The organism is Arthrobacter sp. BC5, assembly GCF_056680255.1.
Genome location: NZ_CM155273.1, coordinates 413727 through 431366, shown reverse-complemented (window position 1 = coordinate 431366; position 17640 = coordinate 413727). Strand labels below are relative to the sequence as shown.

General features: G+C 59.0%; 14 protein-coding genes and 1 pseudogene. 9 read left to right on the top strand and 6 right to left on the bottom strand.

Going from position 1 to position 17640, the window contains the following annotated elements; all coding sequences use genetic code 11:
* Window positions 1-303 precede the first annotated feature (303 nt).
* Complete coding sequence (locus AC1MFI_RS01800; RefSeq protein ID WP_479819192.1) at window positions 304-1863, bottom strand: SHOCT domain-containing protein; 1560 nt, start codon at window positions 1861-1863, stop codon at window positions 304-306.
* 252 nt (window positions 1864-2115) lie between these two features.
* The gene (locus AC1MFI_RS01795) at window positions 2116-3108 is read right to left on the bottom strand and encodes an HNH endonuclease family protein (RefSeq protein ID WP_479819191.1); all 993 of its coding nucleotides are present in this window, start codon (window positions 3106-3108) and stop codon (window positions 2116-2118) included.
* A 649-nt stretch (window positions 3109-3757) separates the two neighbouring features.
* On the opposite strand from AC1MFI_RS01795, the gene AC1MFI_RS01790 reads away from it, so the two are divergent.
* The 5 genes from AC1MFI_RS01790 to AC1MFI_RS01770 all read left to right on the top strand — a co-directional run bounded on the left by AC1MFI_RS01790 (window position 3758) and on the right by AC1MFI_RS01770 (window position 9546).
* Entirely contained in the window at window positions 3758-4045 is a 288-nt protein-coding gene (locus tag AC1MFI_RS01790; protein ID WP_479819189.1) for a site-specific integrase, read from the top strand.
* 1247 nt (window positions 4046-5292) lie between these two features.
* A complete protein-coding gene (locus AC1MFI_RS01785; RefSeq protein ID WP_479819187.1) occupies window positions 5293-6981 on the top strand; it encodes a hypothetical protein in 1689 nt (562 codons plus the stop codon).
* Between the two features lie 404 nt (window positions 6982-7385).
* Complete coding sequence (locus AC1MFI_RS01780) at window positions 7386-8171, top strand: hypothetical protein (protein WP_479819185.1); 786 nt, start codon at window positions 7386-7388, stop codon at window positions 8169-8171.
* 260 nt (window positions 8172-8431) lie between these two features.
* Window positions 8432-9172, top strand: a complete 741-nt coding sequence (locus tag AC1MFI_RS01775; RefSeq protein ID WP_479819183.1) for a hypothetical protein — start codon at window positions 8432-8434, stop codon at window positions 9170-9172.
* Window positions 9169-9546 (top strand): hypothetical protein, encoded by a 378-nt coding sequence (locus AC1MFI_RS01770; protein WP_479819181.1) that lies wholly within the window; start codon window positions 9169-9171, stop codon window positions 9544-9546. Before AC1MFI_RS01775 ends, AC1MFI_RS01770 begins: the two co-directional genes overlap by 4 nt.
* A 22-nt stretch (window positions 9547-9568) precedes the next feature.
* On the opposite strand, the pseudogene AC1MFI_RS01765 reads toward AC1MFI_RS01770, so the two are convergent.
* A pseudogene (locus tag AC1MFI_RS01765) lies at window positions 9569-9961 on the bottom strand (IS30 family transposase); the annotation flags it as partial.
* Between the two features lie 698 nt (window positions 9962-10659).
* On the opposite strand from AC1MFI_RS01765, the gene AC1MFI_RS01760 reads away from it, so the two are divergent.
* Window positions 10660-10899, top strand: coding sequence for a hypothetical protein (locus AC1MFI_RS01760; RefSeq protein WP_479819179.1), 240 nt, complete (start codon window positions 10660-10662; stop codon window positions 10897-10899).
* 262 nt (window positions 10900-11161) lie between these two features.
* On the opposite strand, the gene AC1MFI_RS01755 is transcribed toward AC1MFI_RS01760, so the two are convergent.
* Entirely contained in the window at window positions 11162-11401 is a 240-nt protein-coding gene (locus tag AC1MFI_RS01755) for a hypothetical protein (protein WP_479819177.1), read from the bottom strand.
* A 210-nt stretch (window positions 11402-11611) separates the two neighbouring features.
* Here AC1MFI_RS01755 and AC1MFI_RS01750 point away from each other — a divergent pair, with 210 nt between their 5' ends.
* Together AC1MFI_RS01750 and AC1MFI_RS01745 are read left to right on the top strand one after the other, a co-directional pair.
* A complete protein-coding gene (locus AC1MFI_RS01750) occupies window positions 11612-12538 on the top strand; it encodes an excalibur calcium-binding domain-containing protein (protein ID WP_479819176.1) in 927 nt (308 codons plus the stop codon).
* Window positions 12539-13339: 801 nt separating this feature from the next.
* Window positions 13340-15169 carry a hybrid sensor histidine kinase/response regulator gene (locus AC1MFI_RS01745; protein ID WP_479819174.1) on the top strand — a complete coding sequence of 610 codons (1830 nt, stop codon included), beginning with the start codon at window positions 13340-13342 and terminating at the stop codon, window positions 15167-15169.
* Between the two features lie 74 nt (window positions 15170-15243).
* Here the strand turns inward: AC1MFI_RS01745 and AC1MFI_RS01740 are convergent, their stop codons facing one another.
* Window positions 15244-16035 (bottom strand): alpha/beta fold hydrolase, encoded by a 792-nt coding sequence (locus AC1MFI_RS01740; RefSeq protein ID WP_479819172.1) that lies wholly within the window; start codon window positions 16033-16035, stop codon window positions 15244-15246.
* Window positions 16036-16137: 102 nt separating this feature from the next.
* Here AC1MFI_RS01740 and AC1MFI_RS01735 point away from each other — a divergent pair, with 102 nt between their 5' ends.
* On the top strand, window positions 16138-16617 hold the full coding sequence (locus AC1MFI_RS01735; RefSeq protein ID WP_479819171.1) for an SRPBCC family protein: 480 nt from the start codon (window positions 16138-16140) through the stop codon (window positions 16615-16617).
* 43 nt (window positions 16618-16660) lie between these two features.
* Here AC1MFI_RS01735 and AC1MFI_RS01730 read toward each other — a convergent pair whose 3' ends face one another.
* Window positions 16661-17575, bottom strand: coding sequence for a LysR family transcriptional regulator (locus AC1MFI_RS01730; RefSeq protein ID WP_479819169.1), 915 nt, complete (start codon window positions 17573-17575; stop codon window positions 16661-16663).
* Between the last annotated feature and the right edge of the window lie 65 nt (window positions 17576-17640).

Genomic DNA, 17640 nt, shown 5'->3' with positions numbered 1-17640 from the left:
GTGCACTGCTGTACCGCTGCCAATGAAATCCTCTGCTCCACCAGACCCAACCAGAGGGCTGTTTTGAGACCGTCGCGGTGGTGCCAGAGGCCGCCCGCTGGTGCTGTTCACTACACAGGCTAGTGCTGACGAAGTGACCGAAGCTGATATCGGTCATCGCCACGCCGGCGAAGACCCCGACCCGGTTGAGTCCAGGAGCATTGTGACCTGCATGACGACCGTACATGTGTGACGTGTGCGCTCGCTGTATGTCAGCTTCGGAACTGCTTTAGGGCAATATCCGATCGATGCTTGAGGTACGTCCTAGTTCTGGCCGATGACGCGTTGTTTCAGGTGGTCGAACTCTTCCTTGCTCAAAGCACCGCTGGTGTACAGGTCAGCCAGTTTCGATAGTTCGTCCACGATGCTGTCAGCAGGTGGCACTGTGGCTGTAGCTCTTGGGGCCTCGGATTCGGCGCGATCGCTTCGTCTGATCATGGCTGACAGGAGAGACGCCCAGGTCCTTCCGCGCCTATCAGCCAACCTGTGGGTGCTTCCCCCTTTTGTTATTGGACCCCTGACTAGTTTGAAGTCGATGATCGGGTTGGCGGAATCATCCAGCTCCAGTCTCAGGCTCATACTCTTGATGACGTCATGTGTTGTTGACTTGGCGCCCAGGCCGCCGATGACCGCCCCGGCATCTCCGGCCAGCCATCCGCCCACCAGGGCCGCACCGATCTGCCGGCCGCGGTTGGCGCGTGCAACGGACCGGCCATCTTCAAAGACCTCGACTGACATCAGGTCCTGGGCCTGGTAGACCTGGCTGGTCCTGGTTTTGGTCTGGATCAGACAAAGCGTGCTGCCATCGTCACTAATGGCCAGGATATTGTCGGGGTCACTGATGTGCTGTGAGTCTGTGAAGCCAGGGACGAGGCCGAGGGCCGCACGAGTAAATTCCTCGGCTGTGCGGTCGGGGACCATCGCCGGGTCGAACCGTCCTCGAATGGAGTTCAGCAGTCCGACTTCCACCATAGGTATGTTCGGGTAGACGCGCCGCACTGTTTCGAACATCTCATCCTGCACCCGGGTGGTGAATCTCGATGACAGGGGATCAGAGGCGACGTCCAGATAATCCGAGGAACCCCTCTTGTGGAGGCGAATGAACAGCACGTTCCGACTACGTACCCACTGGAACTCATCGATCTCGCTTACCGGAAATACATACTCACCTTTGGGTGTGGACGCCGACCAGAGTTTGACGACGACGATGACGCGGTCTTCGTACAAGCGCAAATGCGTGTAATGCGGCTCCCCTACGAATCCCTCCGGATCCGGAGCCGTCCCCAGGCTTCGTGCCCAACCCGCTGCCGCTGATTCGGCCATGATGCGCGCCGTTTCGACCTGCCGCAGAACTTTTCGCTCCGCTGCAGCAAGTCTCCGCTCTCCTTTGAGGTTTGATGGGACGCGCTCATTGGGAATTTGGTCTTCACCGACCGGATCAGAAGCGTCGGACACCACCTCAGTGGCGCCGTCGGTTCTGACGTGGTGCACGTTTTTCACCTTCATGCGAAGCACGTCAGGAACTATCGAGTCCAACTTCTGCAAGAATTCCCAGCGTTCCGGCAGGTCCTTCGATGATGTCAGGGCGAAGGTCAGAGAGTGGTTCTTCTCCTCAACATCGTCCACTCGGACGATGCGTGCAGAACCCGCCTTCCAGCCGGGCTCCTTGTACTCGATCGCCTTCACATCGGATAAGTCGACGGACAGTGACCACGGGGGATCCGAAGACTCCACAACTATCGACTCCTGCGAAAGCCGCCACTTCACACTCGGGCTACACGGGTAGGTAGCGAGAAACTCTGCATCGTTCGGATCGTTGTCCATAAAGGCCTTGGTCAGTGGTGGGAGGTCTCCTCAGTCTTGCGTGATGATCCTAGCTCTGTGGACCGGCAAGGAATTTGCAGCGCGCCCACCGGCTCCTTCACGTGGTGGTATCGGACGATCTGAGCTTTCACGTTCATGGTGAGCACACCACCCACAGGAAGCTACTCGTCGAGTCTTCTCATAAGGTGGGTGGCCACCATCTTGAATACCGTCGTCGGCAGCGAAGCTGGTTCCCACCGCATTAGGCCGCCGTCATGCGATGACGTGGGCTAAGTATTGGTGCCATGCCCCCGGCTTCCACCGCATCCCTGCGGTGGCTAAAGAAATTTCGAGTGTGCGGCGAAGCGGATGTGGAGACAACATGATGGCTTCGTTGCGTTGTCCGAGTCGGGCAACCTCGAGCGTGGTTGGGGGCCGGTTGCTCTTACGGCCATTGCACTCGGCGTGTGCTGGAGTGAGGTTCCAGAGGGCGTCGAGGTCCACTCCAGGCTCGGCTAGGAGTCTGCCATGTCGCATCAGGGAAAACGGAAATACATGATCAATGGCTGTTCTGTCGGTGTCTGCGATCGGGGTATCGCAGATGAGGCAGCGGCCGTGCTGGAAGCCCAGGACGGCCGGACCCAGCCCAACGACTGACCGACGTCGACGTTTCTCCACGAGGGTTCCACCGATGACATCAACCCCGAACCCTTCCGCGATGAGGCTCTGTCCCACCCCGGTCTGAAAGGACGTCTCGACAATGCGCCACCGCGCATCTAGCTCAGCAGTCAAACTGTGGTCCTTAGTGTGGGCGATGCTCATCAACGCGGGCGTGAACTCTACGACCCCATCAGCACCTAACGACCTGAGGTTGTAGAACCGATGTGGAGCTTCAATCCCTCCACGTAAGTTATGGAACTTCTGCATCACCATTCCGGGCATGGATCGCACAGCCGCTTCGACCAGTGCCTCAGTAGGTGAGCCGTGCCGCACACTCTCAGCAGCATCCCGACGGACCAAAGCCAGGAAATCCGTGCTTCCTAAAGACAGTGATGACGGTGCCTGCGGAGCCACTTCAGCGTGTTCCACGATGACCCGCGCGTAGCTTTCCGCCAGGTCACGTAACACCACGCCCGAGAGCCCTTGTCCAGCATGCTTCAACAGCGATGACGCGAGAGCGAACTTATACGTTCGGCTATTCGCCCCCATGAGAACGGCAAGACGCCATGCAGTCGTCGCCGTAGGGTTCATCGAGTAGAAGCTCATGATGCGACACCATATTGGGCGGCCCGGGCTAAGAGAAAACACTTCGCCCGTCTTCCAGCTGCTAGATCCTGTTGCTGCCTTTAGGTGAGACACTATGAGCGCCGTGGCCGGAGCGCTGGTAGGCGCTTGCTCGCGGTTGCTGCGCTAGGCCCTACCTATCCAGTTGCTACTACCAGGAGCAGGCGTAGCCGAAGTTGCCCTATGAGGTCCAAAGCCCAAGGTCTGATTTCGATACTGAGCCGGAACGCCAACCACGACGAGCGTACTAGCCCCTGAGCCAGTCGATTGTGGCGTATCACGACTTCGGGTGCTGTGGCTTGTTCGGCAGGCGGTGTTCTCCCTGGGTTCATAAACCTCTACTTGGGCAACTTCCAAAAAATGCCCCAAGGACCGTGTGACTTTCCATGAAAGTGCACTGGATGTGGGACTAAATTCTAGAGAAGTTATAACGCGCATCGTTCGAACTCAGTTGGTCCTGAAGCATGCTATAGATCCAACCAACTTCAAATATCACCAACCTAAGACTGCAAGGGTTCCCTCAGCTCAGTCACACGATAATGTCAGTTATCGTGTGAGTGTGGAGCTCGAGTCACTGAGCAGTGCACACGCTAACGCAGGACGTCATGAGCTGATCCTCGCCGCATGAAAGGTGTCGCTAACAGGGTCGGCGCACACGCTCTGCGCCTGCCGTCGTAGCGTCGGTCAGTTCTGCACGTGGCGGGACGGGTACGGGCTGGATTTGCTCCGCGTCCAGCGCATGGAGGTTGACGGATGGAGGCACACTCTGACCGGCGCTCCGGCGACCGGTGCACAGAAGATCGCAGCGGTATCGAGCTTCTATCGGTACGCAACGTCAGTAGGTACGACGACCACCAACCCGGTCGCGCTGGTGGCTCGTCCCAAGATTTGGCTGACCAATCCAGCACGCAAGCTCTGAGCATCCCTGAGTGTCGGGCCTTGCTGAAAGCGGCGCGAGCTAACGGGCCTCGGTCGGAAGCCCTGGTGAGCCTGCTTCTGTTCACTGGTCTGCGCCTCAGTGAGGCTCTGAATACCAGTACAACCGACTACGGCTACGACGCCGGGCACTTGACGCTGACAGTCCAGCGCAAGGGTGGATTGCAGTAAAAGGCAGTTTTCCCCTCCCGCTGCGGGCCCTTTGAATGCCTACCTACAAACCTCAGGTAGGAAATTGGTAATAGCGGCAGGCGAGGACCTGCCGATCTTCACAACGGCCACGGGAAAGCAGTGGGACGCGTGCAAGGCATTCCGTACGGTGCGGCGGTTGACTCAGGTGGCAGGTATCCCCGCAGTATCAGTCCGTACAGTCGCGGCAGGCTTTCGCCATCGTTGCGCTGAACGCTGGGGCCACGCAGCACGACCTCCAAGACAGTATGGAACACCCTAACCCGCGCACCGCGCGCCGGTATGACCGGGCGCGGAACAACCTAACGGAATCGGCCGGATACAACGTTGCCCGCGTACTGTCCTGAGCTACGAGATCCTCGACTAACGGGATAGAGAATATCGAGCTTCCGCTCCTACGGCAACATACTCCTGATCACCACTCAGTAGTACTAAGGCCACATATTTCAGGGTGTTCCCACTAGTCCTTCAGTGATTGATATTCTGCATCAGTCCACATCAGAAGTCGAACTGCTACAGGAGCAGCACAGTGGGCGAAGTATGTCCTCAATCGTGGTGTCCATGAGTATTACTAATAAAGTAGCGACCCCCCGACTATCAACGTAATATTTGGCGGTGCAGCGTAGGCGCAAGTTTGTCGATCAAGTCCGAGCTGTTATATCATTTTGCAATGAGGGACACGGGTTAGTTTGGCTCAAAACCGGAAAAAACGTAATGATGATTCTTTTTGGCACGCTCGTCTTGACTGTATCGAGTTTCTGCAGCTCGCTTGAAAAAGTGCGGGTTATATCCGAAAACTGGGTGTCGTCGATTTCGTTGAGTACATACCAAATCGGTAACGTATTTGTGGAGGTGTAGCGTGAGATCGACACTTCCTCTAGTGCGGACTAGCTCTTTGCTTTATCATTCTGAGTCCTTAGCGTTCTTGCTAAAGTCCTGGAATTGAACACATGCCCAATCAGTTGGCTGATCCCGAGCACATGGGATCACAGAAACTATCGTATGCCCCCGTACAAGTTGCGAAGAAGGTTCTAGAAACAGATGAGCGAAACCACGAGCGACACAAATCGAAACCTCTTCCGAAATTCTACTCCGGTAGATAATACAGAACTATTAAATGTTGTTCCTGATGAATACCGGGGGACCGCTCGCCGGTGTCTTGCACAAGAGCTACCGCGAGAAGAACTCTTGCAATTTTTTGTACTGCTTCAAAATCATCAAAAGCGTCTTGAAAAGAGACTTCAGTACTGGCTTGGTCAGTTAGATCCAAATGTACTCTTCTTTCCGAATAAAATCCTATCAGGAGCGGGCTCCACCTCTGCGGGTCAGTATTTATCCGAAGCTGCTGGTATCAATCGTTTTGCATGGATTTTAGGTGTTGCCGCAGAGGGTGTGAGGAAAGATCAGGAAGCCGTATCTAACTACTTTACTGTTTGTGGGGAATGGCTAGCGATAGTCAATGTCATGTCTTTTGCTAATCTAAAGGATGATGACTTACCGGCTGGACTTCGTTTCAATGAACGGCGTGAGCAAGTGCGGCGGATAATGCCGACAGATATTCGAACTGCGTGGGCCTGTGAGTTGGTATGTAAGTCCTTTGCGGTCGTAGTTTCCTCTTCGCCTCACTTCAGTGAATTGGATTACATAACGACCACAGCGGTAGATGATCTTTTCGAGTGGCTGCGGGAGACCAGGGCGGTTATGGACTATAAAAAGGCATACAATCAACTATCCGGAGAAGTTGTTACACGCGATTTAGACTCGGATTTATTACGGAGCGTTTCAACAAAGAGTGGAAGTCTTGCCCGTCATTCTTTTTCGGATTTAGTATTCAGTCCAATGATAGAGAATGGTCCTATAATTGAATTTGATGGCAGGTACCTCCCTATAGCTGCGAGGACTGCATTCACTTCTCTTGATCTTGCCCTATTTAATCTAGCTCGGGATACTATCACAGGCGATGAACGAGATCAGCTCCGATCTACTCTATTCGAATTAACCGTTCGTGAATCAATTCGGCAAGTTGTGGGTAGTCGATTTACTATTCCTTACGGCAAAGTACGGTGTACAGATCCGGGAGACGCTTTAAACGAAGGAGAAACAGACTTCTTCTTTTACGACGGCAGTGGATACGCCTTCGTTGGTGAGTGTAAGGCTATGGTTGCGCCAACTAATTCGAAAACTGTTTTAAATGCGTTCAGGGATCAAATCCGCAAAGCAGTAAAACAAGTCATGTTGAGACAATCTAGAGTTGAGCGAGGTCGCGATGTGACGGTATCGAAGGTTCCTCTAACCGGACTACGAGAATCTGTTGTTTCAGGGATTGCTACGCCGCTTCATTCGTATGCCACCGCAATTCTCGACTATGATTGCTTGACTGAGATATTTCCCAAAGGAAGCAGCTTTGGCCAAGTCGCGGTGATACCGCTACATCAGCTAGTTCTTCTACTTGCTGGAATAGAAAATGGTCCAGGACTTAGGCGCTATCTCAAGTACAGAGGTGATCTACTAGATCGACGGGTACGGATAGTGGATGAAATGGACACATTTATTTCCTTTAAATACGCCGAAAAACGAGCGGATTTTATCATCAAGAAAATACCTCTAAATTCTGAAGTACTTTTGACTTCGTATGTCATGGATGTAGAAACTGTTTTTACTGGGGAAAAGCCAAAATCACCGGTTGAGTGGCTTCAGACGCTGAAAATGCATTGTACGGGAATCCGTTGATGATTGCCTGCGGTGAACGTAAATTTAGCGGGCGATTCGCTTCAGTATCGTTTTATTCTACAACGCCTGACTACCGTGTGATCGAGTAATGACTGATTTTTATCACCGAGCATGCCGGTCTCGACCTCGTGCGCGTCATCCTGGTCGTTGCCCTGGTCTGTGCGCTCGGCTTCGGTATCGCTCGATTCAAGCCCCACCCCTTGAACGCCACCCGATGACCTGACACCGGCACCAAAACGCGCTCCCCGCGCGCACCGCGCAACCAGGGCAGGAAGAGACGAGACAAAATGTGCAGGGCAGTGAATCCCGGGCCCGGGCAGCCGCGTGTCGGGATTCACCAGGACCCTCAGTGTAAGTGCCACGAGAACCCGCATGCGCAGGCGGTGGCGAACGGGACAACCTCCGTGCGCAGGTTCGAGCAAAGACTGGACAAGCTTGAACACCAGGGTGCATCCGACGCGAAGATGGACTGTACGCTGCGGAACTACTTCGTGGCGTGCGAGCGACTGGGGGAGCGCGAGCAGCAGGCCCTCCCGGACATCGGGCGGGCCGGAGCCAAGTCGCCGGACACTGCCGTGGACAGTGCCAGCGAAAAGGATCCGGGCGAGTACCAAGCCCTGCCGGCACCGCCTTCGAGCGCAGCGGACAGCCTCACCGCCGAGTCCATCCGGGAGCTGTCTTGGGATGAGGTTTCCGATCTGTACGCGAAGCACGCGGACGACCCCGAGGCGATGGAAAAACTCGAGGAGCTAGTGGACGCCCGCGAGGCCGAAGAGGGCGGGCAGGACAACGATTCTTCCGCGTGGCAGGAGTCCGAACCGCCCCATGGGGAGGGCGACGACGTCACCAATCCCACGCTGCGACCTACCCGGAAACTGACCCCGCACGAGGTAGCCCGCGAGGAGTACGGCAACTACGTCTACAGCCAGTACGACAAGTGCGCCTCCGAGCTGTCCTTCCACCTCAATGAGAAGGGCAAAGCTGCTGGCATCGATTCCATAAGCCTGTTTTCCGGCCCGGTGTCGCGGGTGAAGAAGTACGGATCCGAGGAGCTAAGTGCGTGGTTCGCCGTCAACGGGCGGCACACCCTGGGATCCTTCCGTTACGCGATGTTCGGCGGGAACTCCGACTTCAATGCGTCCTACCGCAACCGCACGCAAGGATGGGAACATGCTAACCGAATCTACTGAGCCCCTGATCGGCCGCAACGAGACGATGGAGATCCAGCGCGCCGGATACTGGGCCTACCTCGCCGGTCAATCCCCCAAAGAAAACCCCTGCAAGCGTGAGAGCCCTGAAAGCCTTGAACGGCAGACCGCGTGGTTCCGTGGCTACGCGGCGTCTAAGACAGACCGAGCACGCGCCAACCATAGGTTGACAGAGGGTGTAGGTAAGGCGTAGAAAGCATGAGAATGAGAGTATTTCCGACAATCTTTCCTATACTTTGAACGTGGAGCGTGGAGCGACCCGAAAAAATATTGCCGTATTTGTCGCAATTTTCGGATTTCTAATTGCGATGGTGGGTGGATACTTTGACGTTAAGAACTCAGGTTCCCTTTGGTTATTTTGGGCGATACCGCTAGTAGCTATAGTTGTTTCTGTTGTATATCTGAAACTTCCCAGCTTAAAAAGCCGGTATTCTTCCATCGTACTTTGGGTGAAAAATGCCAGACAGTACGACACCGACATTGCGAAAGCCGCCGAAGAGAAAGATACGGCTTTGAGGGCCGCGGCTGGGTGGCAAACTAAAGCGGAGGATTATAAAAGTAAGCTAGAAGAAGCCATGTTTAACCACCCGGTTCAGCACAAGAACGGAGTGGAGCTAGGCCGAAAGTTGGTTGTAGGGGAACTTTTGGCCGATCAAACTGGAAGCGCCATAAAGATTGTTAGTGTCAAAAATGAGAACGGGAAGCTGTTTATAGCGGCAGAAGTTGATGAGGGCTCGGTAACGCCCCGGATTGGCTCTACCTGGTTCCTCGGTACTCGGGGTCAAGGTTTATTACATGCGGTCTTAGAGGTTACTGATTTCAACGGGGAGTACGTACAACTTTCCGTCGCGCAGGTCCTGAACGCGGACTACATGCCTCATATTCTTACCAAGGCCGAAAATTACGAGTTCCCGTCCACTCTTGAAATTACCTACCGAAGATTTAGTGAGCTTGAAGAACTGAGAAAGGATTACTCGGAATGAGTGAGCAAAATTTTATGGAAGTGGAAGCTAGGGTCGCTACCATTCTTGACGCTAATAGGGTTGCACTAACCAAAGGCAGTGATGATCTCGTCGAAGTTGGAAACAAGGTCACTGTTTGGTCCTTTGTTGAGGTCAACGATCCAGAGACCAATAAGCCCCTAGGGGTCGTTCAGATTGACGTTTTGAAGATGGTAGTTACGTCGGTGCAGGAAGCGATCTGCGTAGCAACCGTGGATGAAAGTCCGAACTGGATAGGTTCGGTCATGTTTCGATCCTCAAAAAAAATTCGTACTAGTTCCGGCGGGTCCGATGAAAACTCAGTAAAGATTGCAAGAGGTGATCTAGTTACCATATATGTAGAGTCGATTCTTTAAGATAAGCGGTGGTCTCAACCGGTCAACGCACCACCCGTGATTCTGAGCGTATCCCGGGTTGATCCAGGGTGGTGAGGTGGGCTTGGTAGAGGTCGTTGGAGCTAGTCCACTTCAACACCTGTCGTGGCCGGTCATTGAGACGGTTCGCAATGTCATCTAAGTCGCTGGCTGTGAACCGTCGAAGGTCGGCGCCCTTCGTGAGGTACTGGCGAAGCGTCCTGTTCGTGTTCTCGTTCGATCCGCGTTGCCACGGGCTTCTTGGGGCGCAGAAGTAGACGTTCACGTTCAGGTCCGTGGCCAGTTGTTGATGCTCTGCCATTTCCCGACCGCGATCCCAGGTCAAGGACCGGCGCAACGGCTCGGGGATGTCCTTGAACGCATTGGTCAAAGCGATGCGCACTGCGTCTGCCTTGTACTGTCTTCCGGTCACACCGGGCTGCGTACTTGAGTCGACTCGCTCGATTACAGCTAATCGCGTCAGGGAACACCCCTGTTTGTTCCCTGTCCGCTTCCTGGTGCTCAGTCCGGGCCGGGGGAGGGGGAGGGGGTCTGGTAGCCGTACCAGGGGTCTGAGCCCAGGGGCTCGGTGTTCTTCACGAGCCTCGGCTGCGCCCTTCAGTGTTGGACATCCCTTTAGTGTGGTTTTGGTGTGTGGTTACCCGTCGTGCTCGTAGCCGTGCGGGTGACTCTGCGCTCGTGTCTGTGAGCTTGAGCTCGGGCTGGTTCGCGGGTGGTGCGGAAGCGGTGCCTTTGGTTGGCCGTGTAGCGTCGCGGGTGGGGGATGGAGGTGTGCGTGGCTTCTGCCGGTTGGCCCCTCGTTGCCCCTCGCTTTCTTTTGTCAGGATGCCTACTTTGACCAGGATGCTCTCTCTTGTCACTCTCGCCGCGGCAGTTACGCTCCTTACGGGGTGTTCGTTGCTGCCTGCCGGGGAACCAGAAGCTCAACCCGGCCCGGTCGTCAAGTCCGCCACCCCGAGTCCTAGCCCGAGTCTTAGCCCGAGTCCAACCCTGATTCCTAGTCCGAGGCCAACGGCGACGCGTGTCACCGTCGGGCCTTCCGCCGCCCCGTCGCCGGTCCAGGAGCTAGAGCCGAGTGCTGCTTCGGAGACGACCTTGAGCGAGTCGACGTTGGATCCCGGGCCTGCGGTGACGACGCCTGTTGAGTCAGGTGTGAGCGGGCCCGTAGCGAACATCATCACTCCCGATGTGGAGTGGGGTATCGCGAGCACGATAACGAGGCCGGGTTCATCTTTCACGGTCACGGGCAGCGGCTATGAACCCGGACAGCGGATCAATATCGCCCTTGGGGTAGCCCAGTCCGATGTGTTCGTGATCGAGGACGAATCGGCCTAGACCGATACGGTCGGTAATTACTCGCACACGATCACCCTCGCCGGTGACCTTGAGGCCGGCACCTACGCGGTGGTGACGAGCACCCCGGATGAGTTGGAGCCGGGCAGCACTGAGTACTACGACTCGCGTCGCTGGGCGACTGTTGAGGTCGTCGCACCCTAAGTTCGGACCTTCAAACGCATCGTCACAAGCGGGTAGGCGCTTGCGCCGCAAACAGATCCCTTGAGAGCGGACGGGACAACCGGCAGAAGGGAACACCATGTCAGACGGATACGACAGCCAAGTCGATGGACGCGTAGTTCTGGCCGACCATGCCCTCGAGATGATGATCGAGCACACTATCGGTCATACCGGTCATACCGTGTTGGCCGATGCCCTCGCGCGCCCGGACCGTACCTACCTTTAGGGCACCCGGCGGGTCTACCAGTTCAAGGACTTCGCCGCGGTCCTCGAGACCCGGACGGGTGATGTGCTGACCGTCCTGTTCCGCGTCCAGGGCCAATGGACCAGCGATTAGGGCATGCCATCCGGGCGGGTGCTGTCGAGGAACACCAAGCGCCGCATGAAGGTAAAACTCCGATCCAGGCTCGCAGCCCGACAGCCGGTGCGTACTTCCCAGGCGGCCTGATCCCTTAGAGCCGGATTGTCGGCTCCGCGTGCTGCGCTCGCTCAGGGCTCGGGCCCAGCAGTTTCCCAACTTCACTCCCATAAAATGATTGTGTTGCCGATCACTTCTTTGGGGGTTTCCACGTCGTCGTCTTACGAGCGTTTTCCCGGTCAAGATCCGCCCCCACGTTGGCGTGCGAAGGCGGGAGTTTCGACCTGGATAGTAGGTGCGGTGCTTCTCCTGTTTCTGATCCTCGGCGCGGTGAGCGGCGGTGTCGGTGGGCTGCTGGTGATGCTTGCGCTGTTCCTGTTGTTCACCGGTTTGTACGCGCTTATTTCGGGTCGGCCGTCATGGCTGCGGCTACTGGGGAGGAAGTGGGGTGGAGCTACTGCCGGGGCGGGCTTTGTCCTGGTCATCATCGGCGGCTTACTACTTCCGCCGTCTGCGGAGGTCGATGAAGCACCGGTAGCGCAAAGCACCCCTACGGCTTCCGCGGAACCTACTGAGACTGCAACCCCGTCCCCATCCCCGACGCCCACCCCGTCTCCGACGCCTACCCCCTCAGCTACACCAACCCCCTCTCCTAGCCCCACACCAACTCCTACTCAGGAACGAGTGGAGCTTCCGACAAGCCCCCTCGACAGTTGCGAGGAATCCGCCGCTCTTGGTATCTACAACATGCCCGCAGGGTCGCCCCTCTATTCGGCTGATTTCGATATTGATCGCGACGGTATAGCTTGCGAAAACGCGGACATTCCCTATGACTCCTCATTAGTTGGAGGGTCGTCTGAATCTGCGCCTACCACCCCGCCATCGCCGGAACCTGCCCCGGTTGCACCGGCGCCAGTTGCGCCCGCCCCGGTTGCACCGGCGCCAGTTGCGCCCGCCCCGGTCGCTCCTGCCCCAATGGCCCCTTATGCCAACTGTGATGCTGTCCGCGCCGCAGGCGCAGCACCCATTACGGAGAATGACCCTGGTTGGCAACCAAGGCTGGATGGAAATGATGACGACGGCATTGGCTGTGAGCCCTGATGGGGTAGGTGATTTACGAGCTGAACGGCGGCGGTAGCCGGTTGGAGAGCCTGAGAGGGTTTCCGGGCTGCACGTCCGTCCTAGGGGCGCGGAGGCGCTGAGGGGCTTTCTGTATCCATCACTTATTCACTGCGCGAGCGAGCCACGCGAAAACGGCCTCCATGCCAGCAGCCCCAGCACGTAAGGGGCGATGCTGCCGAGCTGCTACGGGTACAGCGCCGCGCAGATCACCAGGATCACCACGGCGAGGACAGCATAAAGAACAGCGACCAAGGCGAAGAACGTCGCCACGGTCGTAATGCGGAAAGCGAGTTACGCATGGAACTCCTTAGCTGCGGGGGCTCTCGGGCTGTGGGGTGTTTAGCGGGGCGTCCTGACTGGGTGAGGGAGATCGGTGACGAGGATCAGTCATTCCTTAGTGGAGGAGGTCTTGGAATTTGGTACCAGGTGCCCGCGAACTCTCCTCAAGCGACGTTCTCTGCTGATGTGAGGATGGCCGGCACGCTCAAAGACACCTACAGCACCGCGAAGAACGCGCCCGGCACACCGCCATCGAGCGGCCTAAAGCTACTCTTGCTGAGAGTCGTGGCGTCCGAACGTTCGGGTGGCGTAGCACTGAAGGCAACCGAACAAATCCGGTCCTTATACTCACCCATTTGTGTCCACTGCCGAATCAACGCGTGCAGACCACCCAGGCCTTAAGGAAGATCGTCGGATCTCTACTGGTTTCCTGTTGGCGGCCCGCTATCCTGAAGGCCCGTGCGCAGCGTTGCGCCCGGTTGCAGGAGTCAGGTGCCGTACATGCAGCAGCTTCCCACGCCCAGCATCACGCAGAACCAACAGAACCCTCCGCCCTCTCAGCTTGACCGCATCACCGAACTCGCCCGCGACCTCGCCGGCCAGTTCGAGCTGGTCCCGCTCCTCGAACGCGTCCTCGGACACGCCGCTGCCCTTCTCGGGTGCGAGAGCGGCTCCATCTCCATCGTCCACGAAGCCGAGGGCTACTACCGCAAGGAGGTGGATCAAGGCGTTGGCTGCCACCAGGGCCAGACCTTCCCCCTGACCGAAGGCCTCACCGGGCAAATCGTGAAGACCCGCGGCACCGTCATTCTCGACCGTTACGCGACTGTGCCCTCAGGCCACATCGACCCGGCGGACCCTCGGTGGGGGAGCGCCGTTATCGGCGTCCCCATCACCTGGGCCACTGCGATCATCGGCACGTTCGCCATCTTCAGTGACGGTCCCGGCCGCATCTTCAGCCCCGGCGACGCCTCCCTCGTAGAGCTCTTCGCAAACCACGCCGCCATTGCCATCATGAACTCGCGGCTCCACCAGGCCGCAGCAGCGAAGGAACGCGAGGCGGCCGTGGCTGGCGAACGCGAGCGGGCCGTGCAGGACGTCCATGAGACCATTGGCCGATCCCTCGGATCGCTCCTGCTGCATCTCGACCGAGCGGACAGGGTGACGCCGGGTGGATCACCCTCCATCCAGCACATCGACTCCGCCCGCGTGCTCGCCCACGAAGCGCTTTTCGAGACCCGCCGCACCGTGCTCGGCCTCGCGCCGTCGAGTCTCGCCGGCAGCACTCTCGAGGAGGCAGTACGCCAGGAACTCGATCGAGTAGGCAGCAGCTACCCCATCAACCTGACGCTCCTCGTGACCGGCGAACCGCACGAACTGGCGCCCGTCGTCGCGCACCAGCTCTTCATGGTGATCCAGGAAGCCGTCGCGAACGTCGTGGCCCACGCCCGTGCCACCACGTGCCGGGTAGGCATCTTCTACGACACCACCGGCATCACGGCCGTCGTCGAGGACAACGGCCGTGGGTTCGAGGGCCAGGAGAGTGCGGACCTGAAGGGCAGCCGTCTCGGCCTGCACGGCATGGCGGCCCGCGCCCACTACCTCCGCGGCGAACTCCACGTGGAGTCGACGCTGGGCTGGGGGACCAGCATCCGCGCGCAGGTGCCCTACTCCTCCAACGGCGATGCCTCCCGGGACCGCTGGAAGGTCCTCGTCGCCTGTGCCCAGCCGCTTGTCCGGGCCGGGCTCGTGCGGCTGCTGGAAACCTCCGAGCCGTCCGTCCAGGTACTCGGCGAACTCGCCATCGTCGAGGACCTGACCGAGGCAGTGTCCCTGCTGCAGCCGGACATGATCGTCCTCGACGAGCACCTGCTCGGCCAGTACGCCGAGGCCCGAGTAACCAGCGGGGACACCGTTGAGCGGCCCGTGGTCGCCGTCGTCGACCATCCGACCGACGAGCAGCTGGCGGCCGCGGCGGCGTCGGGCGTGCGGGGTTTCCTCTCGTTGTCCTCGACGCCCGCGGAGGTGGCGCGCGTCGTCGTCGCCGCCGCCCGCGGCGACGCCCTGCTGGACGGGGCGATGTTCACGCGCCTCACCGAGAACCGTGCGGCAGACACAGGCGAGGCGATATCACTGACGGCCCGCGAACTCGAGGTACGGGACCTCCTGGCCGAGGGTCTGGCGGACAAGCAAATCGCCACGCGGCTCGCCATCTCGGTGAAGACAGTCGAGAAGCACGTGAGCGCCATGCTGCGGAAGACCGGGGCGCGTAACCGCACCATGCTGGTGGGCCTGCAGCACCAGGGTCAGGCCATCGCGAACTCCAGGTAGGCGGCGACGCCGGCAGAGGCCTACGTACCGAGGCGCCACCAGCACGTTTGCCAGGTGTGCGGCTCAGAGGATAGTCACGACGACTTAGCAGCGGTGGCGTCGAGGATGAACCGGGCTGTCTCCTGCGGCTGGTCCCAGTGCGGGAAGTGCCCGCAGTCCTCGAAGACGTGCAGGGTAGCGTCCGGATAGAGAGACATGGCGACGGCGGCCTCACTGAGCGGGGTGACCCTGTCCGACCGGCCCCAGCCGAACGCCAGCGTGCCCTTGATCGTCCCCTGGGGCGCGCCTGCCTGGCGCGGTCCGTGCGCGAGCGACCTACGCGCTTCGTCGAGACTGGGCGAGGTGGCGAACCCGCGGAGCTCCGTCAGCACGAGGTCCGGGTCGAGCTTCCAGGGGGCCACGGAGAACTGGGCGAGCAGCGCCGTCCGGCCCGCAGCCTGCTGGGCGAGTGAAGGCAGGACGGGCTGGAGGCGCCGTACCAGCGCAATGGACGCGGTGATGCTGCCGTTGAAAATGCGTACCTGAGTGTCGTTCCAGAATCCTCCGGGATCGAGGGCGACGACGTTGCCGGCGTGGCCCCGCCGCGCCAGCTCGACCACGATCCGCGCACCCATCGAGCTTCCGACGATATCCGCGTCGCGCAGGTTGTCCTGCTCGAGGAACTGCTCGACGGCGTCCGTGAGGGTTGCGATGGTTACCTCACCCGCGAGCGGCTGGCTGCCGCCGAACCCGGGGAGGTCGATGGCGATGACCTCGCGTTGTTCCTGCAGCAGGGGGAGGACGGGGTCCCAGGTGCGGACGCTCGAGCCGAGCCCATGCACGAGGACGAGTGGCTTTCCGGTGCCGGTTCGTTCGGCGTTCAACATGTGGGGCCTTCCGTAGCCGGCGCGAGCACTCAGTCTATGCGGGCACGAATCGCTGCAGCCGATCCCCGCAGGACGAGGAGAATCTTCTGTGAGAATGGGCGCATGAGCCAGACAGAGATCCGCCACCACCAGGAGTCCGTCACGATCCAGGCGTCGGCGGACAGTATCTACGACCTGGTCTCCGACATCACCCGCACCGGCGAGTGGAGTCCGGTGTGTACGCGGTGCTGGTGGGAGGACGACGTCAGCGCAGGCCAGGTCGGCGCCTGGTTCACAGGGCGCAATGAGCTTCCGCACCGCACCTGGGAAACCCGGTCGCAGGTCGTGGCCGCAGAACGCGGCCGCGAGTTCGCCTGGGTGGTCGGCGGCGACAGGGTTCGCTGGGGCTACACGCTGACGCCGGCCGGCACCGGGACCACTCTGACCGAATCGTGGGATTTCCTGCCAGGCGGCATAGCCATGTTTGAGGAGAAGTTCGGGGATGATGCACCCGCGCAGATCATCGACCGGACTCGGCAGGCGCTCGACGGCATCCCGAAGACGCTCGCCGCCATCAAACGGATCGCCGAGTCCGGCACGTAGCCGCTGCGAGCCATCTCAGTAGGGCGCCTCGCGACCTCAACCTTCACGGTCGAGAGGGCGGTAACTGCTGTTCCAAGAGCATGCGTTGAGCCAGACGTGCCAGTTCGCGGGTGGCAGGGGACAACACGGCACCACGCCGCTGCACCAAAGCGATGGTGTCATACAGCGGTTCGGCGAATGGGACTGTATGAATCGACTGCGGAAAAGCGGGTCCCGATCTGACCGCTCCTGCAACGATCGTGTCACCGAGCCCACGCGCGACGATGTGGAGTGCGGAGTCGACGTGCTCCACTTCAACGCGTGCGGTCAGGGACACGCCTTCGAGCTTGGCTCGTTCCGCGAGTTGCCGCCGGGTGGGATCACGCCATCCGTAGTGCGCGTCGTACAGAATCAGTTCGGCGCGTGAGAGATCCTGCATGGTCACGGGGTGCGCGGTTCGGAGCGGGTCGGCCGACGCGTAGAAAACCTCATCCCTCATCAAGGGGGTGACCTCAAGTGCGTCCGAGTCGACGGGCAGCACCACAAGGCCGGCTTCCAGGTCACCCGACGTCACAGCCTCTGCGACCTCCACCGAGTTGAGGCCGATCACCCGCAATCGCACATCCGGGAAGCGCATGGTGAACCGCTCTAGGAGACGGGACAGGAAGTAGAAGTTCGCGTTGCGCAGCAGCCCGAAGGTGGCAACACCGCCGGAAAGTGAGGTCAGTGATTTCAACGCCGCATCGGCATTGTCCGCTGACTGCACCGCAGCCCTGGCGTAAGGCAGAAGCTCCTCACCGGCGTTGGTCAGCACCAGGCGCCGAGGGCCGCGCGTGAACAGGAGCACCCCGTAGGCCTGCTCGATCCGCTTGATCATCTCGGACACCGAGGGTTGCGCCATCTGCATCTCCAGCGCCGCCGCCGAGAAACTTCCCTTCAGCGCCACCATGAGAAAAGCTCTCAGCTGATTAAGTGTCATAGCTTCAGCCTATGGGAAGCCCTTGAAAGTTTGCAGTTGTCCTTGGGTAACTAATTCGGAATAGT